This window comes from Streptomyces apricus (genome assembly GCF_008369065.1).
Classification (GTDB): domain Bacteria; phylum Actinomycetota; class Actinomycetes; order Streptomycetales; family Streptomycetaceae; genus Streptomyces; species Streptomyces apricus.
Window position 1 is genome coordinate 281616 of the sequence record NZ_VDFC01000047.1, and the last position, 25475, is coordinate 307090.

The 25475-nt window shown below is 71.1% G+C and carries 21 protein-coding genes, 1 tRNA gene and 3 pseudogenes; 12 read left to right on the forward strand and 13 right to left on the reverse strand.

Features of this window, described 5'->3' with window-relative positions:
- Nucleotides 1–797 (reverse strand): M6 family metalloprotease domain-containing protein (locus FGF04_RS27655; protein ID WP_408055684.1); only part of this gene is annotated, 797 nt, incomplete at its 3' end.
- Nucleotides 798–1363: 566 nt separating this feature from the next.
- On the opposite strand from FGF04_RS27655, the gene FGF04_RS27660 reads away from it, so the two are divergent.
- Nucleotides 1364–3433 (forward strand): putative bifunctional diguanylate cyclase/phosphodiesterase, encoded by a 2070-nt coding sequence (locus FGF04_RS27660; protein WP_149514058.1) that lies wholly within the window; start codon nucleotides 1364–1366, stop codon nucleotides 3431–3433.
- Nucleotides 3434–3460: 27 nt separating this feature from the next.
- Here FGF04_RS27660 and FGF04_RS27665 read toward each other — a convergent pair whose 3' ends face one another.
- The gene (locus tag FGF04_RS27665; RefSeq protein ID WP_149514059.1) at nucleotides 3461–4573 is read right to left on the reverse strand and encodes an LLM class flavin-dependent oxidoreductase; all 1113 of its coding nucleotides are present in this window, start codon (nucleotides 4571–4573) and stop codon (nucleotides 3461–3463) included.
- Between the two features lie 177 nt (nucleotides 4574–4750).
- On the opposite strand from FGF04_RS27665, the gene ehuB reads away from it, so the two are divergent.
- From ehuB to FGF04_RS27695, 6 genes are all read left to right on the forward strand, one after another.
- Nucleotides 4751–5689 carry an ectoine/hydroxyectoine ABC transporter substrate-binding protein EhuB gene (ehuB, locus tag FGF04_RS27670; RefSeq protein ID WP_149514060.1) on the forward strand — a complete coding sequence of 313 codons (939 nt, stop codon included), beginning with the start codon at nucleotides 4751–4753 and terminating at the stop codon, nucleotides 5687–5689.
- Nucleotides 5686–6405 carry an ectoine/hydroxyectoine ABC transporter permease subunit EhuC gene (gene ehuC / locus FGF04_RS27675; RefSeq protein ID WP_149514061.1) on the forward strand — a complete coding sequence of 240 codons (720 nt, stop codon included), beginning with the start codon at nucleotides 5686–5688 and terminating at the stop codon, nucleotides 6403–6405. Before ehuB ends, ehuC begins: the two co-directional genes overlap by 4 nt.
- Nucleotides 6402–7052, forward strand: coding sequence for an ectoine/hydroxyectoine ABC transporter permease subunit EhuD (gene ehuD / locus FGF04_RS27680; protein WP_149514062.1), 651 nt, complete (start codon nucleotides 6402–6404; stop codon nucleotides 7050–7052). The genes ehuC and ehuD overlap by 4 nt, the downstream gene beginning before the upstream one ends.
- Nucleotides 7042–7860: an ectoine/hydroxyectoine ABC transporter ATP-binding protein EhuA gene (ehuA, locus tag FGF04_RS27685; protein ID WP_149514063.1), complete on the forward strand. Its 819-nt coding sequence runs from the start codon at nucleotides 7042–7044 to the stop codon at nucleotides 7858–7860. Before ehuD ends, ehuA begins: the two co-directional genes overlap by 11 nt.
- Nucleotides 7861–8044: 184 nt before the next feature.
- Nucleotides 8045–8803: an IclR family transcriptional regulator gene (locus tag FGF04_RS27690; protein ID WP_149514064.1), complete on the forward strand. Its 759-nt coding sequence runs from the start codon at nucleotides 8045–8047 to the stop codon at nucleotides 8801–8803.
- A 96-nt stretch (nucleotides 8804–8899) separates the two neighbouring features.
- Nucleotides 8900–8973 (forward strand) — tRNA-Lys (locus FGF04_RS27695).
- A 65-nt stretch (nucleotides 8974–9038) separates the two neighbouring features.
- On the opposite strand, the gene FGF04_RS27700 is transcribed toward FGF04_RS27695, so the two are convergent.
- Entirely contained in the window at nucleotides 9039–9266 is a 228-nt protein-coding gene (locus tag FGF04_RS27700) for a hypothetical protein (RefSeq protein WP_149514065.1), read from the reverse strand.
- Nucleotides 9267–9365: 99 nt separating this feature from the next.
- Nucleotides 9366–9986 carry a lytic polysaccharide monooxygenase auxiliary activity family 9 protein gene (locus FGF04_RS27705; protein ID WP_149514066.1) on the reverse strand — a complete coding sequence of 207 codons (621 nt, stop codon included), beginning with the start codon at nucleotides 9984–9986 and terminating at the stop codon, nucleotides 9366–9368.
- A gap of 758 nt (nucleotides 9987–10744) precedes the next feature.
- Between FGF04_RS27705 and FGF04_RS27715 the strand changes: the two genes are divergently transcribed.
- From FGF04_RS27715 to glxA, 3 genes are all read left to right on the forward strand, one after another.
- The gene (locus FGF04_RS27715; protein WP_149514068.1) at nucleotides 10745–11455 is read left to right on the forward strand and encodes a FadR/GntR family transcriptional regulator; all 711 of its coding nucleotides are present in this window, start codon (nucleotides 10745–10747) and stop codon (nucleotides 11453–11455) included.
- Nucleotides 11456–11768: 313 nt separating this feature from the next.
- Nucleotides 11769–13784 carry a glycosyltransferase family 2 protein gene (locus FGF04_RS27720; protein WP_149514069.1) on the forward strand — a complete coding sequence of 672 codons (2016 nt, stop codon included), beginning with the start codon at nucleotides 11769–11771 and terminating at the stop codon, nucleotides 13782–13784.
- A 93-nt stretch (nucleotides 13785–13877) separates the two neighbouring features.
- Nucleotides 13878–15815 (forward strand): radical copper oxidase GlxA, encoded by a 1938-nt coding sequence (glxA, locus tag FGF04_RS27725; RefSeq protein WP_149514070.1) that lies wholly within the window; start codon nucleotides 13878–13880, stop codon nucleotides 15813–15815.
- Nucleotides 15816–15881: 66 nt separating this feature from the next.
- Here glxA and FGF04_RS27730 read toward each other — a convergent pair whose 3' ends face one another.
- The 5 genes and pseudogenes from FGF04_RS27730 to FGF04_RS27750 form a co-directional block, all read right to left on the reverse strand.
- Nucleotides 15882–16898, reverse strand: a complete 1017-nt coding sequence (locus tag FGF04_RS27730; RefSeq protein WP_149514071.1) for a glycoside hydrolase family 6 protein — start codon at nucleotides 16896–16898, stop codon at nucleotides 15882–15884.
- Nucleotides 16899–17432: 534 nt separating this feature from the next.
- Nucleotides 17433–18152 carry a class F sortase gene (locus FGF04_RS27735; RefSeq protein ID WP_149514072.1) on the reverse strand — a complete coding sequence of 240 codons (720 nt, stop codon included), beginning with the start codon at nucleotides 18150–18152 and terminating at the stop codon, nucleotides 17433–17435.
- Nucleotides 18153–18158: 6 nt separating this feature from the next.
- Nucleotides 18159–18821: a hypothetical protein gene (locus tag FGF04_RS27740; protein WP_149514073.1), complete on the reverse strand. Its 663-nt coding sequence runs from the start codon at nucleotides 18819–18821 to the stop codon at nucleotides 18159–18161.
- A gap of 139 nt (nucleotides 18822–18960) precedes the next feature.
- Complete coding sequence (locus FGF04_RS27745; RefSeq protein WP_149514074.1) at nucleotides 18961–19740, reverse strand: HAD-IIA family hydrolase; 780 nt, start codon at nucleotides 19738–19740, stop codon at nucleotides 18961–18963.
- A gap of 175 nt (nucleotides 19741–19915) precedes the next feature.
- Nucleotides 19916–20406, reverse strand: a pseudogene (locus FGF04_RS27750) (winged helix-turn-helix transcriptional regulator); the annotation flags it as partial.
- A 48-nt stretch (nucleotides 20407–20454) separates the two neighbouring features.
- Between FGF04_RS27750 and FGF04_RS27755 the strand changes: the two are divergent.
- Both FGF04_RS27755 and FGF04_RS27760 read left to right on the forward strand, forming a co-directional pair.
- A complete protein-coding gene (locus FGF04_RS27755; RefSeq protein ID WP_149514075.1) occupies nucleotides 20455–21561 on the forward strand; it encodes a Gfo/Idh/MocA family oxidoreductase in 1107 nt (368 codons plus the stop codon).
- Entirely contained in the window at nucleotides 21558–22037 is a 480-nt protein-coding gene (locus FGF04_RS27760) for a heme-degrading domain-containing protein (protein ID WP_149514076.1), read from the forward strand. Before FGF04_RS27755 ends, FGF04_RS27760 begins: the two co-directional genes overlap by 4 nt.
- A 51-nt stretch (nucleotides 22038–22088) precedes the next feature.
- On the opposite strand, the gene FGF04_RS27765 is transcribed toward FGF04_RS27760, so the two are convergent.
- The 4 genes and pseudogenes from FGF04_RS27765 to FGF04_RS27780 form a co-directional block, all read right to left on the reverse strand.
- Nucleotides 22089–22745, reverse strand: a complete 657-nt coding sequence (locus FGF04_RS27765; protein ID WP_149514077.1) for a hypothetical protein — start codon at nucleotides 22743–22745, stop codon at nucleotides 22089–22091.
- Between the two features lie 53 nt (nucleotides 22746–22798).
- Nucleotides 22799–24322, reverse strand: coding sequence for an alpha/beta hydrolase (locus tag FGF04_RS27770; protein ID WP_149514078.1), 1524 nt, complete (start codon nucleotides 24320–24322; stop codon nucleotides 22799–22801).
- 19 nt (nucleotides 24323–24341) lie between these two features.
- Nucleotides 24342–25145, reverse strand: a pseudogene (locus tag FGF04_RS27775) (fumarylacetoacetate hydrolase family protein); the annotation flags it as partial.
- Nucleotides 25146–25272: 127 nt separating this feature from the next.
- Nucleotides 25273–25475: pseudogene (locus tag FGF04_RS27780) on the reverse strand (hypothetical protein); the annotation flags it as partial.

Sequence of the window (25475 nt, forward strand, 5' to 3'; positions counted from 1 at the left end):
ACCCCGGAACCCGCCTCGGCACCCGCTCCGGCACCCGCGGCCAGCGGTTCCAGCGTGAGCCGCGCGCCCCGGCGGCCCGCGCCCACCACGCATCTCACCTGACGCGGTTCCAGCCACCCGAGCTTCCACTTGTGCCAGCCGAAGAGGTCCGGGGCGAGCCCGAACTGGCTGCCCATGAGGTCCCAGTCGCCGACGTGCGTGTCCCAGTCGCCCTTGCCGTCGACGGGCCGGTGGTAGAGGTCGGGCAGGTCGAAGACGTGCCCGGTCTCGTGGGCCAGCACCAGCCGGTCCGGCGGGTGCTTCTCGAACACCGTGACGACCCGGCGGATGTCCGCCCCGTCGGCCCGCAGCGGCACGTCCAGGTTCACCACCTTCGTCGCGTCGGAGTCGACCCCGGGCGCGTCGGGGTCGGCGACGAAGTAGACGACGTCGTAGCGGGAGAAGTCGACCCGGCCGTCCGCCGCCGCGAGGGCGTCCCGCAGGTAGGCGGAGCGCGCCGCCGCGTGCCAGTCGCGCTGCATGGCGTACGCCGTCGACGCCCGCGGCATCCGGATCCACTCGCGGAGCGGGTGCGGGCGCAGCCGGAACTTGCCGTAGGAGGCCTGCGCGAAGAAGTGGCTGGTCGCGGGGAAGTAGTCGGCCGTCAGGTCGGCGGGACGGGTCAGCGGCTCGGCGTCCGGGAAGGAGAGGAACACCATCACCGCGTCCAGCCGGCGCAGGGGCCGCGGATAGGCGGCGTTCCAGGTGTCCAGGCCCTCCGAGTGGTGGGCCGCGGTCCGCTTCAGCGCGCACGGCATCGAGAGCGGCACGGCGGCCGTGGGGGCGATCAGGGAGGTGGCGGCGAGGGCCGTCAGCGAGGTGAGGACGGCCGCGCAGCCGCGCCATCCGCAGCCGCGCCGCCCCGGGGCGCGCCGACGGGACCGCACCCCGCCACGGGTGAGCCCCTCGGGGGGCAGCAGACGCGGCACGTCGACCTCCGGATGCGGAATTCGGGATACCGCACCCAGCCTGTGCCGTTTTGTTCACCCGCGCCCTGTTTATCTGATCCAAAGGAGTGAGGGGGCCTACACCCGAACGAGAACATCGGGGAGCACCAGGGGGGCGCCAGGCCGCACCGACACCCCGAGTACTCACGGAACGTCACAAGTGATCGGCCGATGAAGGAACCTGTCCAGGTGCGGGCAGAAACGATCTGTCAGAAAGGGGTGCCCGTCCGGGACACTGGGCAGTAGCTGGAAGGGCTGACGGCCAGCCTCTATGATCGGCACACTTTCCTGCGCGGACACGGCTGGAGCGGCCGTCCACCACCGGCCGACCCCCGACGAGACCTGTACGACGAACGAGTGCACAGCGGGAGCGAACGGTGAGCGGAACGTCCGATGGGCAGGCGCCCACGGCAGACCTCGTTCGGTCGGCCGTCACAGAGAGTCAGATTGCCACCCCTCCTCGCGCCGGGGCCTCCTCCCCCGAGGAGCGGGCCCGACGGGTCGAGCCCCTGGCAGACCCCTTGACCGACCCCCCGGTCGATCTCGCGACCGGGCTCCCGGTCGCCCTTTCGGCCGAGTTCCCGGTCGGTCTGGCGGCGGGGCTGCCCGCGCGCCTCTCGGCCACCGGCCCGCCCGGCGGCCCGAACGGAATCCCGCCGCGCCCGGGGTCCGGCACGGCGACGGGCCAGGGGACCGGGGCGCACACCTTTCAGGCCACCTTCGACGCGGCCCCCCTCGCGATGGCCGTCGTGGACCGCGAGGGCCGGATCGTCACGGCCAACGACACCCTGGCCGCGCTGCTCGGTACGGGCTCCGACGGCTCCCACCTGACCGGCCGGATCGCCGCCGACCTGGTGGACCTCGCCTCGGACGCCCGCACCTGGCACGCGTACCGCGAGGTGCTCCGCGGCCGGCAGGCCAGGCTCCGCTGCACCCGGCGCCTCAAGCACCCCGACGGCCACTCGCTCTGGGCGCAGGTGACCGTCAGCCCGCTGCCCGAGGAGGAGCGGGCGGTGCTGATCTCGGTCTCCGACATCAGCGGCCGCCGGGAGCTGCAGGCCCGGCTGCGGCACCTGCAGATGCACGACCCGGTGACCCGGCTGCCCAACCGCACCCTGTTCTTCGAGCGGCTGTCGGCCGCCCTGGAGGCGGAGGCGTACGAGGAGTCCGGCACCGGCCGCATCGGGCTGTGCTACCTGGACCTCGACGGGTTCAAGGCGGTCAACGACACGCTCGGCCACCGCGTCGGCGACCGGCTGCTCGCGGCCGTCGCCGAGCGGCTGACGCGCTGCGCCAACGAGGCCGGGCACGCGAGAACGGCCACCCCCCTGGTCGCCCGGCTCGGCGGCGACGAGTTCGCGCTGCTGGTCGAGGACTCGACGGGCACCGAGCAGCTCGCCGACCTGGCCGGCTCCGTACTGAAGTCGCTGCAGGTGCCCTTCGACCTCTCGGGGCAGCGGCTGTCGGTCTCGGCGTCGATCGGCGTGGTGGAGCGGCATGCGGCCGGCACCACCGCGACCGGTCTGATGCAGGCCGCCGACACGACGCTGTACTGGGCGAAGGCGGACGGGAAGTCCCGCTGGACGCTGTTCGACCCGGAGCGCAACGCGCACCGCATGACCCGGCAGGCGCTGTCCTCCAGCCTGCGGCCCGCCGTCGAGCGCGGCGAGTTCGTCCTGGAGTACCAGCCGCTGGTGGGCATGGAGGACGGGGTGCTGCGCGGCGTCGAGGCGCTGGTGCGGTGGAACCACCCCCAGTTCGGCACCCTGACGCCGAATCGGTTCATCGGGCTCGCCGAGGAGGACGGGTCGATCGTGCAGCTGGGCCGCTGGGTGCTGGCGACCGCCTGCCGGCAGGCGCGCCGGTGGCAGCTGGAGCACCCGGACGCCGAGCCGATCTTCGTCAGTGTCAATGTGGCGGTGCGGCAGGTGTGGGACTCCGACCTGGTGTCCGACGTGGCGGCGATCCTCGCGGAGACCGGGCTCGCCCCGCACCTGCTGCAGCTGGAGCTCACCGAGTCCGCGGTGATGGGCTCGGCGGGCCGGCCGCTGCAGGCCCTGCAGGCGCTCAGCGACATGGGCGTGGGCATCGCCATCGACGACTTCGGCACGGGCTACTCGAACCTCGCCTACCTCAGCCGGCTGCCGGTGTCGGTGCTGAAGCTCGACGGGTCGTTCGTGCGGGGCTTCCAGTACGAGAGCGGGGACCAGCCCGGCGGCGACGGTGTGGGCGCGCCGCCCAACCCGGCCGACGAGGTCGTCGTCGAGGCCATGATCCAGCTCGCGCACCGGCTCGGGCTCACCGTCACCGCAGAGTGCGTGGAGACGGCGGGCCAGGCGACCCGGCTGCGGCGCATCGGCTGCGACACCGGGCAGGGGTGGCTGTACTCCCGCCCGGTGGCACCGGACCGTATCTCCGACCTCCTGACCGAGGCGGCCCGCCCGTAAGGCCGGCCGCCGGGTCCTGCGCGTCCGCTACGCCGCGGGCAGCCCGTAGGCGTCCGCGATCAGTTCGTACGAGCGCAGGCGCACGGCGCCGCTGTGGGCGTTGGCCGTGAGCATCAGCTCGTCGGCGCCGGTGCGCTTGTGCAGGTCGTCGAGGCCGGAGCGGACCTCGTCGGCGGTGCCGTGGATGACGTTCGCGTTCCAGGAGTCGATGAACTCCCGCTCCATCGGGCTGAAGTCGTACGCCTCCGCCTCCTCCGGCGTCGGGACCAGGCCCGGGCGGCCGGTGCGCAGGCGGACCATGTTCAGCGCGGCGGCCATGACCTGGCGCCGGGCCTCCTTCTCCTCGTCCGTCGCGAGCGCGGAGACGCCGATGAGGGCGTAGGGCGCGTCGAGCACGGCGGAGGGGCGGAAGGACTCCCGGTAGAGGTCGAGCGCCGGAATGGTGTTCTGCGCGGAGAAGTGGTGCGCGAAGGCGAAGGGCAGGCCGAGCGTGCCGGCGAGGCGGGCGCTGAAGCCGGAGGAGCCGAGCAGCCAGATCGGCGGGCGGTGCGGGGACTGCACGCCGCCGGGCGAGGTCGCCTGGACCGGGCCGGGGACCGCGTGGATCCGGGCGTACGGGTGGCCGCTCGGGAAGTCGTCGTCCAGGAAGCGGGTCAGCTCCGCGAGCTGCTGGGGGAAATCGTCGGCGCCCTCGTTCAGCCGGTCGGTGCGGCGCAGGGCCGCGGCGGTGGCGCCGTCCGTGCCCGGGGCGCGGCCGAGGCCGAGGTCGACGCGGCCCGGGGCCAGCGCCTCCAGCGTGCCGAACTGCTCCGCGATGACCAGCGGGGCGTGGTTCGGCAGCATCACGCCGCCGGAGCCCAGCCGGATGCGGGAGGTGTGGGCGGCCAGGTGGGCCAGGATCACGGCCGGGGAGGAGGAGGCCACGCCCGGCATGGAGTGGTGCTCGGCCACCCAGTAGCGGTGGAACCCGCGGCCCTCCGCGAGGCGGGCCAGCTCGGCGCCGGTGCGCAGGGCCTCGGTGGCGGTGTGTCCCGCGCCGACGGTGACCAGGTCCAGGACGGAGAGGGGCACGGGGGCGGTGCCCCGAGCCTCGCCTCGGATCTCGTCGGTGCCGCTGGTCGAGTGGTCCGGTGCCGCCACGGGGTTCCTCCTGTTGATGCGCGTGTGTCCGCCCCCGTCAACAGGAGGGAGGCTCCGTTTGTTCCCGCACCCGTCCTGTGACCGCGCGGCCCGCTCCCGTGCGGCAGCACACCCGTACGGCGGTACAGGCGCAAATCAATCCGAATAGTTCGCATCGGCTTGGGTAGCCGCGCGCCCATGGCTCCACCACTTGGGAACGACTCGAAGACTTCACCGGAGGAAAGAACCCGGGCCCGCGGCACCAGCCGCCGGTCGCTGCTGGCTGGCGTCACGGCGCTCGGAGCGCTGGGGGCGCTGGGCGCCACGGGCTGCAGCCGGGTGGCCACGGCCTCGGGCAAGGAGGGCGGCGACCTCCTGGACCGGCTGAAGGCGCAGGGTGTCGTACGCCTCGGCATCGCCGGGGAGATCCCCTTCGGCTACATCGACAAGGACGGCGAGCTCACGGGTGAGGCCCCGGAACTGGCCAAGGTCATCTTCGGGCGGCTGGGGGTGGAGAACGTGCAGCCCGTACCGACCGAGTTCGGCTCGCTCATCCCGGGTCTCGCGTCCCAGCAGTTCGACGTGGTCGCCGCCGGGATGTACATCAACGCCGAGCGCTGCGCGCAGGTGATCTTCTCCGACCCCGACTACCAGATGCTCGACGCCTTCATCGTGCGCAAGGGCAACCCCAAGAAGCTGCGCGACTACAAGGACGTCGTGGAGTCGGGGGCGAAGTTCGCGACCGGCACCGGTTACGCGGAGATCCAGTACGCGGTCGAGGCCGGGTACGAGGAGAGCGACATCCTGATCGTGCAGGACCAGGTCGCGGGGATGAACGCCGTCGAGGCGGGCCGGGTCGACGTCTTCGCGGGGACGGCGCTGACCGTCCGCGACGTCGTCAAGAAGTCCGGCAAGGTGGAGGCGACCGAGCCGTTCGCGCCGCTCGTGGACGGCAAGCCGCACACGGACGGCGGCGGCTTCGCGTTCCGCCCCACCGAGACGGGCCTGCGCGACGCCTTCAACGCCGAGCTGCACAAGATGAAGGACAGCGGCGAGCTGCTGCGCGTCCTGCGTCCCTTCGGTTTCACCGAGAACGAGATGACCGATCTGACCGCGAAGGAGCTGTGCGGCGGATGACGTCCGGACTCTGGGAACTGGTACTGAAGGGGATCTGGGTCACGGTCCAGCTGCTGGTGTTCAGCGCGCTGCTGGCCGCGGCCGTCTCCTTCGTGGTGGGCATCGCGCGGGTGCACCGGCTGTGGATCGTCCGCTTCCTCGCGGGCTTCTACACCGAGGTGTTCCGCGGCACCTCCGCACTGATCATGATCTTCTGGGTGTTCTTCGTGCTGCCCCTGGCCTTCGGCTGGCAGCTGGTCCCGATGTGGGCGGGCACCCTCGCGCTGGGCCTGACGTACGGGGCGTACGGCTCCGAGATCGTGCGCGGCGCCCTGAACTCGGTGGACGCGGCGCAGGTGGAGGGCGGTATCGCGCTCAGCTTCACGCCCTGGCAGCGGCTGCGGCTGATCCTGCTGCCGCAGGCCGTACCGGAGATGATCCCGCCCTTCTCCAACCTGCTGATCGAGCTGCTCAAGGGCACCGCCCTGGTGTCCGTGATGGGCATGGGCGACCTGGCCTTCAGCGGGAACCTGGTGCGGCTCGCGCTGCAGGAGAGCGCGGAGATCTACACGTACATCCTGCTGATCTACTTCGTGATCGCCTTCCTGCTCACGCGGCTCATGCGCGGGCTGGAGAAGCGGCTGAAGGCCGGGGTCGGACAGGTTCCCGAGAAGGGTGTCTCCCAGGCCGAGCTGCACCGCCCGGAGACCAGCGGAGTCGGCGGAGGTGCCGTGTGAACTGGGACTGGAGCGCCGTCGGCGACTTCATGCCGCACTTCTGGGACGGACTGCTGGTCACCCTGCAGGCCCTGGTGCTCGGCTCGCTGATCTCCTTCGCCCTCGGTCTGGTGTGGGCGCTGCTGATGCGTGCGCCGACCCGCTGGGTGCGCTGGCCGGTGGGGGTGGTGACGGAGTTCGTCCGCAACACCCCGCTGCTGGTGCAGCTGTTCTTCCTCTTCTACGTGCTGCCCGAGTGGAACATCACGTTCTCCGCGATGACCACCGGTGTCGTCGCCATCGGGCTGCACTACTCGACGTACACGATGCAGGTCTACCGGGCCGGCATCGAGGGCGTGCCGGCCGGCCAATGGGAAGCGGCCACGGCACTGAACCTGCCCCTGACCCGGACGTGGACCGCGGTGATCCTGCCGCAGGCGATCCGCCGCGTGGTGCCCGCCCTGGGCAACTACGTCATCTCGATGCTCAAGGACACACCGCTGCTGATGGCGATCACCGTCCTCGACATGCTCGGCGAGGCGCGGCTGTTCTCGCAGCAGAACTTCCAGTTCACCGAGCCGCTGACGGTCATCGGGGTGGCCTTCATCCTCATTTCCTATCCGGCTTCCCTCCTCATGCGAGCCCTGGAGCGACGTCTTGTCCGCTGACACCCCCCTGACGAAAGACTCCGGCGCCAACCCGGCGGTGGACGGCAGCGAGCTGATCCGCTTCGACAAGGTCACCAAGCGCTTCGGCGCCAACGTCGTCCTGGACGACCTGGACTTCTCCGTCGCGTCCGGCAAGCACGTCACCCTGATCGGCCCGTCCGGCTCCGGCAAGACGACGATCCTGCGGCTGCTGATGACCCTGCTCAAGCCCGACGAGGGCACGATCAAGGTGGGCGGCGAGTACCTCACCCACGAGGAGAAGAACGGCAAGCTGGTCCCGGCCGGCGAGAAGCACGTCCGCGAGGTCCGCAAGAACATCGGGATGGTCTTCCAGCAGTTCAACCTCTTCCCCAACATGAAGGTGCTGCGCAACATCACCGAGGCGCCGGTCACCGTGCTCGGCATGTCCAAGGACGCGGCCGAGGAGCGGGCCCGCGAGCTGCTGGACCAGGTGGGGCTCCTGGAGCACCTGGACAAGTACCCCGGCCAGCTCTCCGGCGGGCAGCAGCAACGTGTCGCGATCGCGCGGGCGCTGGCGATGCGCCCGCAGGTGCTGCTGCTCGACGAGGTGACGTCGGCGCTCGACCCGGAGCTGGTCGCGGGCGTCCTGGACGTGCTGCGGGACATCGCGCGCAGCACCGACATCACGATGCTCTGCGTGACCCACGAGATGAGCTTCGCGCGGGACATCTCCGACCAGGTGCTGATGTTCGACTCCGGGCGCGTGCTGGAGTCCGGCCCGCCGGAGAAGATCTTCGGCGACCCGGAGCACGACCGGACCAGGGAGTTCCTCGGCGCGGTGCTATGACCGCACGACGCTGGGCTGTGACGGAGCGGTGACGCAGCGGCACCGGTCTCGTCAAGGACCCCTCCCCGCGGCCGCCCCGGCGGCTATCGTGGAGGGGGCCCGGCCGTCCGGGCCGCGTTGATGTGCAGGCCGACGCGCACCGGGTCGGCCGCACGCCGGGCCGCAGAAGCGCAGGGGGACCGCCGTGGCGCTGCAGCACGAGCCGACCGCGCCGTACCACTCGGCCCAGGACGCCCTGCGCGTCCTGGAGACCGTGGCACGGTGTTCCACCGGAGTCACCGACGCCGAGCTCGCCCGGCACACCGGCCTGGGCGCCGAGCGTCTCACCGCGCTCCTGCGGATGCTGCGCCGCGAGGGATATGTCGAGCAGCTGGCCGACGGGGCGTACACCACCGGGGAGGCCTTCGGCCGGCTCGGTTCCGCGCACGGCCACGAGGAGGCGCTCCGCGTCCAGTTGCAGCGCAACCTGGACAGGCTGCGCGACTCGCTCGGCGCCGCCGTCTACATGAGCCGGTACGTGGACGGCGAGATCCACGTCACCCAGTGTGCGGACGGCCCGGCGACCCCGGCGGTCAACGAGTGGGTGGACTTCCGGTCCTCGGCCCACGCCAGCGCGATCGGCAAGAGCCTGCTCGGGCAGCTCGACCTCAACGCCCGGCGCGACCACCTCTCCCGTCACCGGATGGCGCGGCTCACCTCGCGGACCATCACGAACGAGCGGGTGCTGCTGTCCCGGCTCGACGCCCAGGCACCGACCGTGCCCGTGCTCGACCTCCAGGAGTACGCGGTGGGCACGGTCTGCGCGGCGGTCCCCGTCACGGCCGGCTCCGCCGTGGGCTGCCTCGCCCTCTCCCTCCCGCTGGAGCACGCCCACCGGCTGCGCGAGGCGGCCGACACCCTGAACCGGGGCGCGGCGCCGGTCCTGCTGTCGCTGGCCATCTGAGCAGCGGCCCGTCACCCGCGGGTGGTCAGGAGCACCCCTGAGGACCGGGTAGTATTTTCTTTGTCGCCGGCCGCGAGAGCGGAGGGCGAGAGTCACGCGCCGCTAGCTCAGTTGGTTAGAGCAGCTGACTCTTAATCAGCGGGTCCGGGGTTCGAGTCCCTGGCGGCGCACAGCAGAAGGGCCCTCGCGGAAGCGGGGGCCCTTCGCGTTGCGGCCCCGGGAGGACCGGGGAAGATCAGGGCAGCGGGCCCTGCGGTCCGTGGATGACCGGGGCCTCGTCCGTCCGCGATCCGGAGGACTCGCCGAAGGCCTGCTCGTACGTGACCAGGCAACCGGCGCAGAACACCACCAGGACGGACAGGAGCGTCAGCCGCCGGGTCCGGCGCACCTCGGACGACCTGACGGCCGCGAACAGCGCGACGGCCAGGAAGAGGCCCAGTGCCCCATAGATGACGACGTCCACAGCAGTCCCCCGGTGTCAGGTCCTCGGTACAGCTCCACGCACGCCGCCATGAGCATGCCGACGTGCGTGGAACCTACCCGTGGGGGGTGGCGAAAACCATCAGAAGGTGACGTCCGAGCAGGCGTAGAACGCGTTGCTCGTGTCGGCGATGGTCCAGACGGCGAGGATCACGTGGTGCCCGCTCTTGCCCGACGGCAGGGTGCCGCTGTGCGAGAGCGTCGCCGGGGGCTGGCCGCTGTAGGGGACCGTGAGGAACGGGGCCGTCTCCAGGGCCGAGCGGGTCAGAGCGGCGTTCTGGTTCCAGCCGTTCTTGGTGATGTAGTACTTGAAGTCGGTCGTGGAGTGCCGTGCCGTGAACTGCCAGCGGAAGGTGTAGCTCTGCCCGCCGCTGACCTTGGTCGTGGGCCAGGCACCGCCCGAGGGGGTGGTCGGCTTGTCGAGTGCGCCGAAGTTGGTGTGGTTCCCGGAGCAGATCCGGCCGTCCGCGGGGCCGGCCGCCGGGAAGCCCTTGGGGCCCTCGACGCTCTGCGGTTCCCACTGGATGTCACCGCAGTTGGCGACGCCGCCGTTCTGGCAGAGCTTCTGCCGGCTGACCGGCAGGTCGGTGTAGCCGTGGCCGGTGGCCCCGCCGCTGGAGAGCACGAGCGCTCCGGTGGTGGCGAGTCCGACGGCTGCGGCGTACCACTTCAGCCGCTTCCGGGTTCGGGGAGTTTCTCGCATGCTGCCGCTCCTGGAGAACGTGGGGGAAGTTCCGTGAGCCGTGCGTGCGCATCGCGATGCGTGGGGTGGGGCGATGGTGCAGGGGTGATTCAGGTCTAGACCAAGTACCAGATTATTGCCAGGACTTGGCTGTGTCCATATCAAAAATGCGATGGGTCCATACCAATCACCGGGAGGATCCGGTGGCACCGGTCCCGCGATCCCTCCACCAGCTCCCCGTTCGGGTCGTCGTTGGTCGCGACCCACTCCAAACTGACGAACGTGCAGAAACCCAGAAAATCCCCGCATGACGGCGAAAGGAAGAACATGACCGCTCCGGTGTTCGAGGAATTCGATCCCGCGAGCGACTGCGACTGCCCGTGGTGGTGGAGTGCGGCAGGACGCGCCGCCAGTGCGCACACCCCGGGCAGTCGCAGTCGCTCGCGGGATCGAATTCCTCGAACACCGGAGCGGTCATGTTCTTCCTTTCGCCGTCATGCGGGGATTTTCTGGGTTTCTGCACGTTCGTCAGTTTCTCAACGGGTTGCGCCCAGCGCATTCTGACGGTCCGAATGATGTAATCCCGGCGCGGGCCGGTGGGGGTTGTTCGCGCAGTTCCCCGCGCCCCTAAAAGCGAAAAGCAGGGGCGCAGCCCCGCTTTTCAGGGGCGCGGGGAACTGCGCGACAAGCCCCCACCGGACCCGCGGCCGAAAACGTTCCGCACCCAGGGGCACCGCATCCGCAAAAGGCCCCGCGAGGGACCCGCTACCCTCTCCGCCATGGCGCGCGACCTCCAGGAGCAGATCAAGAAGCTCATCATCGACCGCCGGCTGCCCTCGGGCGCCGTGCTGCCGACCGAGCCCGACCTCATGGAACTGCTCGGCGCCAGCCGCAACTCCGTACGGGAGGCCCTCAAGGCCCTCCAGGCGATGGGCATCGTGGAGATCCGGCACGGCTTCGGCACCTACGTCGGCCCGATGTCGATGGCGCCGATGATCGAGGGCCTCGCCTTCCGCACGGTCGCCGGGCACTACCGCGGCGAGGACAGCCTGCTGCAGCTGCTGCAGCTGCGCGAGGCGGTGGAGACCGGCCTGGTCTCCCGGGTGGCGGGCCACGTCCCGCAGGAGGACCTGGCCGCCCTGGACGCACTGGTGGACCGCATGGACGCGCAGGCCTCCGCCGGCGGCGGCCTCGCCGAGACCGACCGCGCCTTTCACGCCACCCTGTACCGGGGTCTGGGCAACGCACTGCTGAGCGAGCTCCTGGAGGCGTTCTGGGACGCCTTCCACCGCGTACGCACGGACCTCGCAGAACTCCCGCAGGATCCGCGGGTGACCTGCCGGCAGCACCGGGAGATCCTCGACGCGGTGCGCTCCGGCGACGCCGGCCGCGCCGAGGGCGCCATAAGAGAACACTTCGGTCACATCCGTACGCGCTTGACCGCAACCGTACCGAAGGAGACCAGCAGGCACCCCAATGAGCGCGTATGACCGGTAAACACCGTGTTTCGCATCTTGCGATCATGGGGAACCGCGTAGAACCCTGGGCAACAAGAGGCTGCGGTTACAGCGCAGTTGGGGGCATGGAACCGGTTGCTTGCGACGACGGGGATTGGGGACCCGTTCGATAACGGATGCCGAGGGGGGCATCATGCAACCGGAAGGCCGCTCCGCCATGTCTATAAGGTGTGTGGACGATGTGGTGACGGGGGCCTGCTGTTGATACGCCTGCGCGGGTCCAGGGGGGACCGGCCGGCGAAGCGAACAACGAGCACGCAGTGACGTGCGTGTGGGGGGATGACTCATGACGTCGACGCCGACGGGCGCCCGGCAGAACTCCGACCCGTCCGAGACCACCCAGCTCAGGGTGGCGTCACAGACACGGACCGGCACTTTCCGCAGAATCAAGAAGAACCTGCCGAGATACGACTACGAGCACTACAGCCGGCTCGCCGGCCCTCTCACCCAGCCCGACCCGGGCAAGCCGTACAAGGTGCAGTACCGCACGCTCCTGTCGCAGGAGCCGCACCGGCTGCGCGCCGCCCTGATGCTGGGCGCGGCGCCGCTGCTGTCGCTCGTGCTGCTGGTGTGGCTGCTGCAGCCCACGCACTGGACCGAGCGGGACTATCCCGCGTACGACTTCCTGCCCGCGCTCGACATGGTGATGCTCGTCTCCATCGGTCTGATCGAGCTGTTCCGCTGCATGAACGTGCTGTCGAACGCGCACGCGACGCTGGTCGCCCGCGACCCGGTCCCGGTGGTCCCCGAGACCGGTACGAGAGTGGCGTTCCTCACCTCCTTCGTGCCCGGCAAGGAACCGCTGGAGATGGTGACCAGGACGCTGGAGGCCGCGGTGCGCATCCGCCACCGCGGGCTCATGCACGTCTGGCTGCTCGACGAGGGCGACGACCCCGAGGTGAAGGCGGTCTGCGAGCGCCTGGGCGTGCACCACTTCTCCCGCAAGGGCGTCGCGAAGTGGAACCAGAAGAAGGGCCCGCACCGCGCCAAGACCAAGCACGGCAACTACAACGCCTGGCTGGACGCGCACGGCGACCACTACGACTTCTTCGCCTCCGTCGACACCGACCACGTGCCGCTGCCCAACTACCTGGAGCGGATGCTGGGCTTCTTCCGCGACCCGGACGTCGGCTTCGTGATCGGCCCGCAGGTCTACGGCAACTACGACAACCCGATCACCAAGGCCGCCGAGTCGCAGCAGTTCCTCTTCCACGCGCTGATCCAGCGGGCCGGCAACGCCTACGGCTCGCCGATGTTCGTGGGCACGTCGAACGCCGTGCGCATCAAGGCGCTGAAGCAGATCGGCGGCCTGTACGACTCGATCACCGAGGACATGGCGACCGGGTTCGAGATCCACCGCCACAAGAACCCGGCGACGGGCCGCAAGTGGCGCTCGGTCTACACCCCGGACGTCCTCGCGGTCGGCGAGGGCCCGAACGCCTGGACGGACTTCTTCACCCAGCAGATGCGCTGGTCGCGCGGCACGTACGAGACGATCCTCAAGCAGTACTGGAAGGGCGCCTACTCGCTGCCGCCGAGCAAGTTCTTCAACTACACGATGATGATCATCTTCTACCCGATGTCGGCCCTCAACTGGATCCTGGCGGCGCTGAGCTGCGCCCTGTTCCTGGGCCTGGGCGCCTCGGGTGTGAACATCGACCCGGCGATCTGGCTGATGCTCTACGGCAACGCCTCCGCGCTGCAGATCGGCCTGTACGTCTGGAACCGCCGCCACAACGTCTCGCCGCACGAGCCCGAGGGCTCCGGCGGCGTGGCCGGCATGATCATGTCCGCGCTGTCGGCGCCGCTGTACGCGAAGGCGCTCATCGACTCGATGCTGCGGCGCAAGAGCAAGTTCGTGGTGACCCCGAAGGGCGACTCCGCGAGCCCGGACACCTGGTTCGGCACCTTCCGCTACCACTGGTACTTCATCGCGATCTTCAGCGGTTCGATCGCGGCCGGCTTCGTCTACGGCCACGCCCACCCGGCGATGATCATCTGGGCGACGTTCGCGCTCCTCATCACGGCCTCGCCGATGTTCGCCTGGCGCTGGATGATGCGGCAGGACAAGAAGGCCCGCAACAAGCACCGCCACGGCGGGGCCCCCAGGGAGGCCACCGCTCCCCCGGTGCCCGTGCACGACAGCCGCATCCCGGTCCAGCCGCAGCAGTCCCAGGCCCCGTACGCCCCCCAGCACGCGCCGCACGCACCGCAGCACAAGCCCAGCTGGGCGGCGAACGCGGGCAACGACCAGACCGTGCAGATCGCCCTGGGCGGTCGGCGCGACCCCTCGGGGAACTGAGACGGGCGGCCGCCGCGCCGCGTATACGAGGCCGGGCCGGGAGGGACTCCCGCGCGCCGCAGGCCACCGACGACACATCAGACGGGAAACGAAGTGAAAGACGGTTCCAGCCGCCGCCGCGCCCGCCGCATCGCGATAGGTGCGGCGGTGGTGCTTGCGCTGGCCGGGATGAACGGACCCGCGCTCTACCGCTTCGGGTCGGACCAGTACCACGACTACAAGATCAACAAGCCGGAGTACAAGGCCGCGAACGGCAAGTGGGACATCGTCGAGTTCCCGGAGGAGTACCGGCTCAACACGATCCACGCCGCGCTCCTGCACACCGGCAAGATCCTGCTGATCGCCGGCTCGGGCAACAACCAGGACAACTTCGACGCGAAGAAGTTCGACACCCGCGTCTGGGACCCGGTCAAGAAGACGATCAAGAAGGTCCCGACGCCCGCCGACCTGTTCTGCACCGGCCACACGCAGCTGCCCAACGGCAACCTGCTGATCGCGGGCGGCACCAAGCGCTACGAGAAGCTCAAGGGCGACATCACCAAGGCCGGCGGCCTGATGGTGGTCCACAACGAGAACCCGGACAAGCCGATCACCCTGCCCGCGGGCACCCGGTTCACGGGCAAGGAGAACGGCAAGACGTTCGTCTCGAAGGACCCGGTCAACGTCGAGCGCGCCAAGAAGATATTCGACCCGGCGACCGGCCGGTTCCTGCGCAACGAGCCGGGTCTGGGCCGGATCTACGTCGAGGCGCAGAAGAGCGGCGCCAAGTACGAGACGGGCACCCAGGACAACTACCGCGTGCAGGGCCTGTCGGGCGCCGACACCCGCAACACGTACGGCATCGCCGAGAAGCTTGCCCTCGACAAGAAGGACTTCCAGGGCATCAAGGACGCCTACGAGTTCGACCCGGTCGCCGAGAAGTACATCAAGGTCGACCCGATGAACGAGGCGCGCTGGTACCCGACGCTCACCACGCTCTCCGACGGCAAGATCCTCAGCCTCTCCGGCCTCGACGAGATCGGCCAGCTGGTGCCGGGCAAGAACGAGGTGTACGACCCCAAGACCAAGAAGTGGACGTACACCAAGGGCATCCGGCAGTTCCCGACCTACCCGGCGATCTCCCTGATGCAGAACGGCAAGCTGTTCTACTCGGGCGCGAACGCCGGCTACGGGCCCGACGACGTCGGCCGCGACCCGGGCGTCTGGGACCTTGAGACCAACAAGTTCAAGAAGCTCAAGGGCCTGTCCGACCCCAAGCTCCTGGAGACCGCGGGCACGGTGCTGCTGCCGCCCGCCCAGGACGAGAAGTACATGGTGATCGGCGGCGGCGGGGTCGGCGAGTCCAAGCGGTCGAGCAAGAAGACCCGCATCGTCGACCTGCTGGCCGACGACCCGAAGTTCACCGACGGGCCCGAGCTGGAGAAGGGCACGCGCTACCCGCAGTACTCGATCCTGCCCGACGACGACGTGCTGGTCTCCGGCGGCTCCGAGGACTACCGCGGGCGCGGCGACTCCAACATCCTGCAGGCCCGGATGTACGACGCGAAGACCAACGAGTTCAAGCGGGTCGCCGACCCGCTGGTGGGCCGCAACTACCACTCGGGCTCGATCCTGCTGCCCGACGGGCGCGTGATGTTCTTCGGCTCCGACTCGCTCTACGCCGACAAGGCCAACACCAAGCCGGGCAAGTTCGAGCAGCGCGTGGAGATCTACACGCCGCCGTACCTCTTCCAGGGGTCGCGGCCGACGCTCTCCGGCGGCCCGAAGACCATCGAACGCGGCGAGTCGGCGACGTTCTCGACGCAGCACTCGTCGTCGATCAAGACGGCCCGGCTGATCCGGCCGAGCGCCTCCACGCACGTCACCGACGTCGACCAGCGGTCCATCGCGCTGGACTTCGAGAAGACGAAGGACGGCATCGAGGTCACGATCCCCAAGGGTCGCAACCTCGTCGGCTCCGGCTGGTACATGCTGTTCGTGACGGACGACCAGGGCACCCCGAGCAAGGCGCAGTGGGTGAAGGTCCCCTGACGGCGACGGTCATGTGAAAGGGGGCCCTCCGCAGGCGGAGGGCCCCCTTTCACATGACCACGGGTCCTACTTGCTCGCCTTCGCCAGCTCCAGCGCGTACTCCGGCCACCACTGGCCCGCCTTCGGCCCGCCCTTGCAGGTGCCGTCGGACTCGCCGGGGCGCTTGACCCACACGTAGGCGTCGACGAGGTCGTCACCGGTGTCCGTGGTGGGCGTCTCGCCGAGGGCGCGCCCCGGCGGGTTGCACCACTCCTCGTCCGAACCCTCCTCCGTGTACGGTCCGTTGCCGTTGCGGCTGGTGTCGATCACGAAGGGCTTGCCGCCGACCTTCGACGACAGCTCCTTGCCGTACGCCGTGCTGTCGGCGGTCTTGTAGAAGTTGGACACGTTGACCGCGAAGCCGTCCGCGTTCTCCACGCCCGCCAGCTTCAGCGGCTCGGCGATGTCGTCGGGCTTGCCCCAGCCCGCGTTGCCCGCGTCCAGGTAGACCTTCGTGTCCTTCAGCGACTTGAACTTCTCGATGGCGCCCCGGAGCAGGTCGTAGCGCTCCTCGTGGAACTCCTCCGGGGTGCAGTCGTCCACCATGTGCAGCACGGCGTCCGGCTCCAGGATCACCGTGGCCGCGCGGTCGCCGATGCCCTTGGCGACCTGGTCGATGAAGGCCCGGTACGCGTTGCCGTCCGCGGCGCCGCCGCCGGAGAACTGGCCGCAGTCGCGGTGCGGGATGTTGTAGACGACGAGCAGCGCGTCCCGGTCGGCCTTCGCCGCCGCCTCGGTGAAGCCGCGCGCCTCCTGCTCGGCGTTCTCCGGGGTGAGCCACTGGCCGGTGGGCTGCTCCGCGATCCTGCGGATCAGCTCGGCGTCCTCCTTCTTGCCGTCCTTCAGGTAACTGGCGACCTGCTCCGCCGCGTTCCCGTCCGGGTTGACCCAGAAGGGGTCCTTGTCCTTGGGCTGCTGGCTCACCCCGGCGCCGGACTTGTCCTTGTCACCGCCGTCGTCCGAGGACGAACACCCTGCGAGCAGCAGCACAGCTCCGGCCACCGCCACGGACGCCCTTGCCCCGGCCCCCCTGCTCCCGTACATCGAAAACTCCCCCTCGGGTGCACCGTCCGAAGCACCAATCCTGACATACCCGCCGTGCCGTCCATGCGCGCAGTCAGGCCTTGTCGGTCAGCTGTTACAGCGCCTCGTTGCCCGCTCGGCGCGGGGCATGCGCGCGAACTCCGGGTGACTTGTCACACGGCGGACGGGTGGTACGCAGGTGGCGTGTGCGGGGTGCGCGCGCGGCGGGCGGGCGGCGGGCCTGCGGCGGAAGCGCGCCGGGAGCGCGGCGGGTGGACGCGCGTCACAGCGGCGGCGAGCTGGGGGGATGACGCAGTGCCACCGGACCGGGACCTGGCGTCATCCAGCCCCTAGGCCGGGGCGCTCATCCGTTCTAGAGTCGTCTCAGACGGCCCCGGCCCCAGGCTGTCGGCCCCTCCGCACGCACCCGGACGGGCCGCTGAACCTCCCGTGCCGGTCGCCGGGTTACTCCCGCAGCCCGTGCGCGCACGGTCGAGGACCAGCCCGGTCGACGACTCCGGGGGGAGCGGGTCGTCGACCGGGCCAGGTGCCGTCTCAGGACCGCTTCCCCGCACCATCGCCGGTGCCGCTGAGGTACGCGGACACGACCACGTTCGCGGTGTAGGTGCGGCTGTCCCGGTCGAAGGAGCCGCCGCAGGTGATGAGCCGCAGCTCGGCGCGGCCCGACTGACGCACCCCGTACGCCTTCCGCGCGTCGAAGCGGTCGCGGGCGAAGACCTGGACGTCCTCCACGGTGAACTCGGCGACCGTGCCGTCCTCACGGACCACCCGGACCTCCGCGCCCGGCTTCAGCCCGCTCAGGTGGTAGAAGACCGCGGGCCGGGTGTCGGTGTCCACGTGCCCGACGAGCAGCGCGGTCCCGGGGGCTCCGGGCCGCACACCGCCCGCGTACCAGCCCACGGTCCCCGGCCGCCCGTACGGTGGCGGATCGACCGCCCCCCGCGCGTCCAGGCCGCGGGCCACCACGGGCGCCCGTACGCGCAGCGCGGGGATCTCCACGCGCTGCGGCCGCGCGCTGCCCGCCGGCCGCAGCGCCAGCGGCAGTTCGACGCCGAAGGGCCGGCCGACCGCCGCCATGTCGCCGGTGGTCGGCGCGGACACGCCCTGGCGCACGTCGGTGACCTCGCGGCCCCACACCCACAGCCCGAGCAGCAGCAGGGCCCAGGCGACCCCCATCAGGAGTCGGCCGCGGCCGGCGCCCCGCGCACGGTCGTCCGTCCCGCTGTCGTGTTCCACGTGCTTCCTCTCCCGCATGGCCGCTCAGTCCGTACGGCCGCGGGCGCGCCGGGCGCTGCGCACGGCCACGGCGACGGCGGCGACCCCGGCGAGGACGAGCCCGACCACGGCGTGCCGGGTACCGGGCCCCTCCGAACGGGCCTCGGCGGCGGCGAGCCGGGAGGTACCCCCGCCTCCGGCGTGCACGGGGGCGACGGGGGACGCGGGGGCACCCCACTCCCGCGAGCCCTGCCCCGGCTCCTGCTTCTGGTTCTGCTCCTGCTTCCGGTTCTGCGCCTGCTCGTCCTGCTTGTTCTTCTGCTTCTCCTGCTCCTGCTGCCGCTGTTTGTCGTGCTGCTTCTTGTCGTTCTTGTCGACGACGGTGACGGTGCCCGCGACCTCGTCCCCGGAGCCTTCACAGGTGACCGTGACGCCGTACGAGCCGGGGTCGAGCGTCGAGCGGACGCGGGTCCCGCCGGTGAGGGCACCGGGCCCCCCGGAGAGCCGCGCGTCGGCGACGAACGCCTCGGACGCCGCGGTACCGGACTTCCCGGCACAGCCCTGGACGCGCAGCCGGATGTCGCTGCCGGGAACCGGCGCCCCCGACGTCACGGAGACGTCCCCGTCGGCCGCGTACGCGAGGGGTGCGGGGCCGGTCAGTGCGGCGACGGCCGCCCCGGCACAGAGTGTGAGTCGCAGTGAACTCATCGTGAACCTCCAGACACATGGAGCGTCCTCCCCGGGGCGGGGCGACGCATCCGGGGAGGCGGAGCACTGCTCCGTACGGGTGTACGGCCGACGGGGGTCCGGAGGGGGCCGGAGGCGGTTCTGAGGCCGCCCGGAGGCGTCAGACGCGCTCGACGAGGTCGGCGATGGACTCGACGATCGTGGACGGGCGGTACGGGTACTTCTCGATCTCCGCCCGGGTGGTGAGGCCGGTGAGGACGAGGAAGGTCTGCATGCCCGCCTCCAGGCCCGCCAGGACGTCCGTGTCCATGCGGTCGCCGATCATGGCGCTGGTCTCGGAGTGCGCGCCGATGGCGTTGAGTCCCGTACGCATCATCAGGGGGTTCGGCTTGCCCGCGAAGTACGGCTTCTTGCCGGTCGCCTTGGTGATCAGGGCGGCGACCGCGCCGGTGGCGGGCAGCGGGCCCTCGGTGGAGGGGCCGGTCTCGTCGGGGTTCGTGGCGATGAAACGGGCGCCGCCGTTGATCAGCCGCACCGCCTTGGTCATGGCCTCGAAGGAGTACGTACGGGTCTCGCCCAGGACCACGTAGTCGGGGTCGTGGTCGGTCAGCACGTACCCGATGTCGTGCAGCGCGGTGGTCAGGCCCGCCTCGCCGATGACGTACGCGGAGCCGTCGGGGCGCTGGTCGTCCAGGAACTGGGCGGTGGCGAGGGCGGAGGTCCAGATGTTCTCGACGGGCACGTCCAGGCCCATGCGCCGCAGCCGGGCGTGCAGGTCGCGGGCGGTGTAGATGGAGTTGTTGGTGAGGACCAGGAAGGGCCTGCCGGACTCCCTGAGCTTCTTCACGAAGGCATCGGCGCCGGGGATCGGCACGCCCTCGTGGATGAGCACGCCGTCCATGTCGGTCAGCCACGATTCGATGGGCTTGCGCTCTGCCATGTGCCGTCTCCTGCCGTACGCGTGCGGAGTCCGCCGTGCGGGGTGTGTGCCGTGCGGGGGTGTGGAGGACGCCGTCACGGCCGTGTGCCGGCGTCACCGGACACAGCTGTGTGCCGACGCCTCCAGCCTAGCCATCCGCTGGATCTTGGTGGAGAGGGGTGGGAAGGGGCAGGGAGACCGCCCGGGCCTCCCGCACCACCACCCCGAGCACGGCGTCCGCCCCGGCGCCCAGGTCGAGCGCCGCGCGCCGTTCCGCCACGACGGTGCCGGTGAGGTCGACCAGGACCGCACGCAGCTCGTCCCGGTCGAGGTGCAGCCCCACCGCGTGGCCGGCCTCCGGCACCAGCCGCAGCGCGGTCCGCGGCTTGCCCCCGGTGGACGCCTGCCGCCCCGCCTCGGTCACCAGGCCGTCGTCCCGCAGCCGCGCGGTGATCTTGCTGACGGCCTGCGGGGTCAGCCCCGTGCGCTCGGCGAGTTCGAGGCGGCTGATCCCGGCCCGGCCCGCCTGCCGGAGCAGGTCGAGCAGCAGCGCCGTGTTGTGGCTGCGCAGCGCGAGCAGGTTGACCCCGCCGGCCGCTCCCGCGGTGTTCATCCCGCTCACGTCACACCCTCCGCACCGCTGCCTGTCGGTATCCCTGTTCCTGTCCCTGCCTCTTCGCACCCCATTGTCCCCGGCGCTTGCACTTTGGCAACAGCGTTGTTTAAGTGGAGGGCATGACTGGCACAGGCTCTGACACCTCCCGCCGCGAGGGCCCCTTCCGCGTGGGCCTCGTCGGCTACGGCCTCGCGGGCTCCGTCTTCCACGGCCCGCTGATCGCCGCGACCGAGGGCCTCGTCCTCGACACCGTCGTGACGGCGAACCCCGACCGGCAGCGGCAGGCGCGGGACGAGTTCCCGGACGTACGGTTCGCCACGACACCCGACGAGCTCTGGCCGCGCGCCGGCGAGCTGGACCTGATCGTCATCGCCTCCCCGAACAAGACGCACGTCCCGATCGCCCGGGCCGCCCTGGAGGCGGGCCTGCCGGTCGTCGTGGACAAGCCGATCGCCGGCACGGCGGCCGAGGCGCGCGAGCTCGCCGCTCTCGCCGAGGACCGCGGCCTGCTGCTGTCGGTCTTCCAGAACCGCCGCTGGGACAACGACTTCCTGACCCTCCGGAAGCTGGTCGCCGAGGGCGAACTCGGTGACGTGTACCGCTTCGAGTCCCGCTTCGAGCGCTGGCGCCCCGAGCTGAAGGGCGGCTGGCGCGAGTCCGGCGACCCGGCGGAGATCGGCGGGCTGCTGTACGACCTGGGCAGCCACGTCGTGGACCAGGCGCTGGTCCTCTTCGGCCCGGCGGCCGCGGTGTACGCCGAGTCGGACGTGCGCCGCCCGGGCGCGCAGGCCGACGACGACACGTTCATCGCGATCACGCACACCAACGGCGTCCGCTCCCACCTCTACGCCTCCGCGACCACGGCCCAGCTCGGCCCGCGCTTCCGCGCGCTGGGCTCGAAGGCCGGTTACGTGAAGTACGGCCTCGACCCCCAGGAGGCCGTCCTGCGCGACGGAGGGCGTCCGGTGGCGGGCGGCGAGAAGGAGTGGGGCGTCGAGCCGGAGGAGCTGTGGGGCCGCATCGGCTCCGGGGAGTCCCCGCTCACCGGCGGCGGCACGCCGGTCCCGACCGTGCCGGGCGCGTACCCGGCGTACTACGCGGCCGTCGCCGACGCCCTGCGCGGCACCGGCGAGAACCCGGTGACCGCGCTGGAGGCGGCCGCCGCCCTGGACGTCCTGGAGGCCGCGCACCGCTCGGCCCACGAGAAGGTGACGGTGACCCTGTGAGTACGCCCTCTCCCACCGCCCCGACGGTCGCCGAACTGGAGGAGCAGGAGCGCCGCCTGACGCTTCCCCGCTTCACCCACGCCGACGCGTGGACCCTGGGCACGCTCCTCGTCGAGCTGGCCCGCGACCGCGACGCGCCCGTGGCCGTCGACATCCGCCGCGGGGGCCAGCAGCTGTTCCACGCCGCGCTCCCCGGCTCGACCCCGGACAACGACGCCTGGATCGACCGCAAGCGCCGGGTCGTCGAGCGGTACGCCGCCTCGTCCCTGCTGGTGGGTACGCGTTTCCGCGCCAAGGGCACCACGTTCGAGGAGTCGTCCCGCCTGGACCCGGACACGTACGCGGCCCACGGCGGAGCCTTCCCGCTCACGGTCGAGGGAGCGGGCGTGATCGGCACGGTCGTGGTCTCGGGCCTCCCCCAACTCGAGGACCACGCCCTGGTGGTGGAGGCCCTGACCCGCTTCAAGACCCTCTAGGTCCTTCAGGGCCTCCGGGGCTTCCAGGCCTCCGGGGTCCCCGGGGACGCGTCAGCCCGCCGTGCCGTCGAGCAGTCGGCTGTACCGCAGCCGCAGGGCCCGCTCGGTGCCCGCCACCAGGGTGGCCAGGGTCAGCACGGCGTTGCACCAGGCCGGTGGGTGGACCGGCGCGTCGAAGGACCCGACGCGCTCGGCCACCGCGGGTACTCCGGCGACCTGTTCGGCCAGTTGCGCGACGAGCACGACCAGGGCGACGACGAGCACGGTCAGCGAGACGGTGCCGATCCCGCGGCTCAGCGCCGGATGCGCGCGGTCGAGGTGGGCGCGGCGCCCCTCGGCGGAGGCGCGGTCCGGGACGAGCAGGTGTTCGGTGCCCGCGGCGGTGACGTAGTGGCAGCGCCGCAGCCCGAAGCCGCTCAGCCGCACCTCGACGGTGCCGCCCGGCACCGGGAAGGCGGCGGGGAGCTTCGACCGGGCGTGGTGCCTCCCGTCGAGGTACAGGTCGGCCCTGGCCTCGGCGGACGTCTGGTCCTGACCGCGCTTGACGTCCACGGCGTAGACCGCCTGCCCGCCGTCGTCCCCGTCGGGCAGGCGCAGGTAGAACAGGGAGCGGTAGGGCAGCTGCCACCAGCGGAACCGCTTGAGCGGCCGTCCGTCCCCCGGGGTGATCCGCCGGGCGGCCCGGCGGCTTCGCATCTCGTCGAACATGTCCGGCGCCTCCGTCACTCGCTTCTGTCGGTCGCTTCCGGCGGTCGCTTCTGTCAGTTGCTTTCGTCGGCCGCTTCCGCCGGGCAGGCGAGGTCGTGTGCGGGGCGTTGCCCGGTGGTCAGGAATGTCGTCGCCGTGTCGTTGGCGCAGGTGTTGGCGCCGTACGGGTAGACACCGTGGCCGCCCTGGTCGGCCGTCACCAGCACGGCCCGTCCGCCGAAGGCCCGCCGCAGTTCCCGGGCGCCGGCCAGGGGCGTACCGGGGTCGCGTTCGTTCTGGAGCATCAGCACGTTCGACGGGCCCCGGCCGGTGATGCGCACCGGCGGTCCCGTCCGCTCCTGCGGCCAGAACGCGCAGGGGTTGATGCTCGCCGTGGAGCCGCCCAGCATCGGATACCTCAGCCGGTCGACGGCGGCGTTGCGCTGGTACTCCCGGACCGTCCCCGGCCAGCGCGAGTCACCGCAGACCACGGCGAAGCGCGAGGCCATGAGGTTCTCGGCGCCCGCGGGCAGCTCCGGGAGCGGCAGTTCCGCGCCGGTGCGGAGCGCCCGCCAGAACCCGGCGAGCTCGGGCAGGAGTCCGTCGGCGTACAGCTTCTCGAAGGTGTACGCCCGGAACGCGGTCCCGTCGACGCCCTGGACCGGTTCCGCGTCCAGGCGCCGCGCGAGCTCGTGGAACGTGGCGGTGACCTGCCGCGGCGTGGTGCCCAGGCCGTACTCGGGGTGCCCGGCGGCGAACGCGGCGAAGTCGGGGAAGCGGTCCTCCATCCCGCGGGCGAACGACCGCATGGCCGTGACGTCGTAGCCGCCGGGACCCAGGTTGCTGTCGAGCACGATCCGGTCGCTGCGGTGCGGGAACAGCGTCGTGTAGACCGCGCCGAGGTAGCTGCCGTAGGAACCGCCGAGGTACGACAGCTTCGGCTCGCCCAGTGCCGCGCGGAGGCGGTCCATGTCGCGCGCGGTGTCGGCGGTGGTGGTGTGCGGCAGCATCCACGCCGTCCGCGCGTTCCCGCACTGCCCGGCGATCTTCCGCGCGTACCCCGCCTCCCGTGCGACGTCGGCCGCGGTGTGCGCGTACGGCGGGAAGTTGCCGCGCCACTGCTGCTCCTGCGTCAGGTCGCAGGTCACCGGCGTGCTCCGGCCGACCCCGCGCGGGTCGAAGCCGATGACGTCGTAGGAGTCGAGCACCTCCTGCGGCAGCCCCGAGACGGCGAGGAGGGCCGGATACGTCAGGCCGGAGGCGCCCGGGCCGCCCGGGTTGGTCAGCAGGACGCCGCGCCGCTTCGAGGGCTTCTCGCTCGCCAGCCGGGAGACGGCGACCTCGATCCGCCGGCCGTCCGGGTCGCGGTGGTCCAGCGGGACGTCGAGCGTCGCGCACTGCAGGCGGGGTGCGGCGGCCCCCTCGGGGCACGGGCCCCAGTGCAGGGTGTCCGGCGCCGACGCCGGTGCCGACGCCGGTGCTGGTGCTGGTCCGGTCGTCGTGGTCGCCGAGGCCGATGTCGACGCCGACGCCGACGCAGGCAGCGCGGTCACCGCCAACGCGGCCGAGGCGAGGGCCAGGGACAGACTTCTGCGCATGGGGCGTCCTCCTGTGTGTCACCACATCCCCCACCCGAAGAAACGGCTTCGGCTCAGCCATCCCCATGGCAACCCCGGCCGGCGTCCCGGTATTGATCACATCCCCGGGATAGAGCGTCATGAACTGACTGACGTACCGCACGACCTCAGCCACCCCGAAGATCTGGTCAGCGGTACTGCCGTCCTGCCGCAACTCCCCATTCACCCACAGCTTCAACCCCAACCCCTGCGGATCCCCCACCTCGTCCGCCGTCACGAGCCACGGCCCCAGCGGATTGAACGTCTCGCAGTTCTTCCCCTTGTCCCAGGTCCCCCCGCGCTCGATCTGGAACTCCCGCTCGGACACGTCGTGCGCCACCGCGTACCCGGCGACGTGCGCGAGCGCCTCCTCGCCCGACGCGAGGTACCGCGCCGTACGCCCGATGAAGACCGCCAGCTCGACCTCCCAGTCGGTCTTCACCGAGCCGCGCGGCACGAGCACCTCGTCGTACGGCCCGACCACGGTGTCCGCCGCCTTGAAGAAGATCACCGGCTCGGCGGGCGGCTCGGCCCCGGTCTCCTCGGCGTGGTCGTGGTAGTTGAGGCCGATGCAGACGACCTTGCCGATCCGCCCGACGGGCGGCCCGACCCGCAGCCCGTCCGCGTCGAGGACGGGCAGCTCCCCGCTCCCGGCGGCGGTACGGATCCGGTCGAGCGCCGCGTCGTCGGAGAGCAGCGCCCCGTCGATGTCCGGCACGAGCCCCGACAGGTCCCGCAGTACGCCCTCGGCGTCGAGCAGTGCGGGACGCTCGGCCCCGGCCGTACCGACTCGCAACAGCTTCATGAGCTCAATCTCCTCTGATCGCGGGCGGCCCGACCGACGGGTGCAGCCATCGGAGGACTGGTCGATCCTCCAAGGTGGGCATCCAGTCCGCAATACCCGGTTCACGTACTGGACCGTAACCCCGCGATCACCCCAGGGCGGCGGCGCCGGCCGGCACGGCCCCCGGCATGTCCCGGTACAGCACCGCCCGCTCGACCGCGCTCCATGTCGTACTGGTCACGACGTACAGCGCGGCGGCCAGCGGCACGAACGCCACGGTCAGCAGGGTGAAGAAGGACATGAACGGCATGACCTTCATGACGCCCCCGACCCCCGGCACCTGCTGCGCCC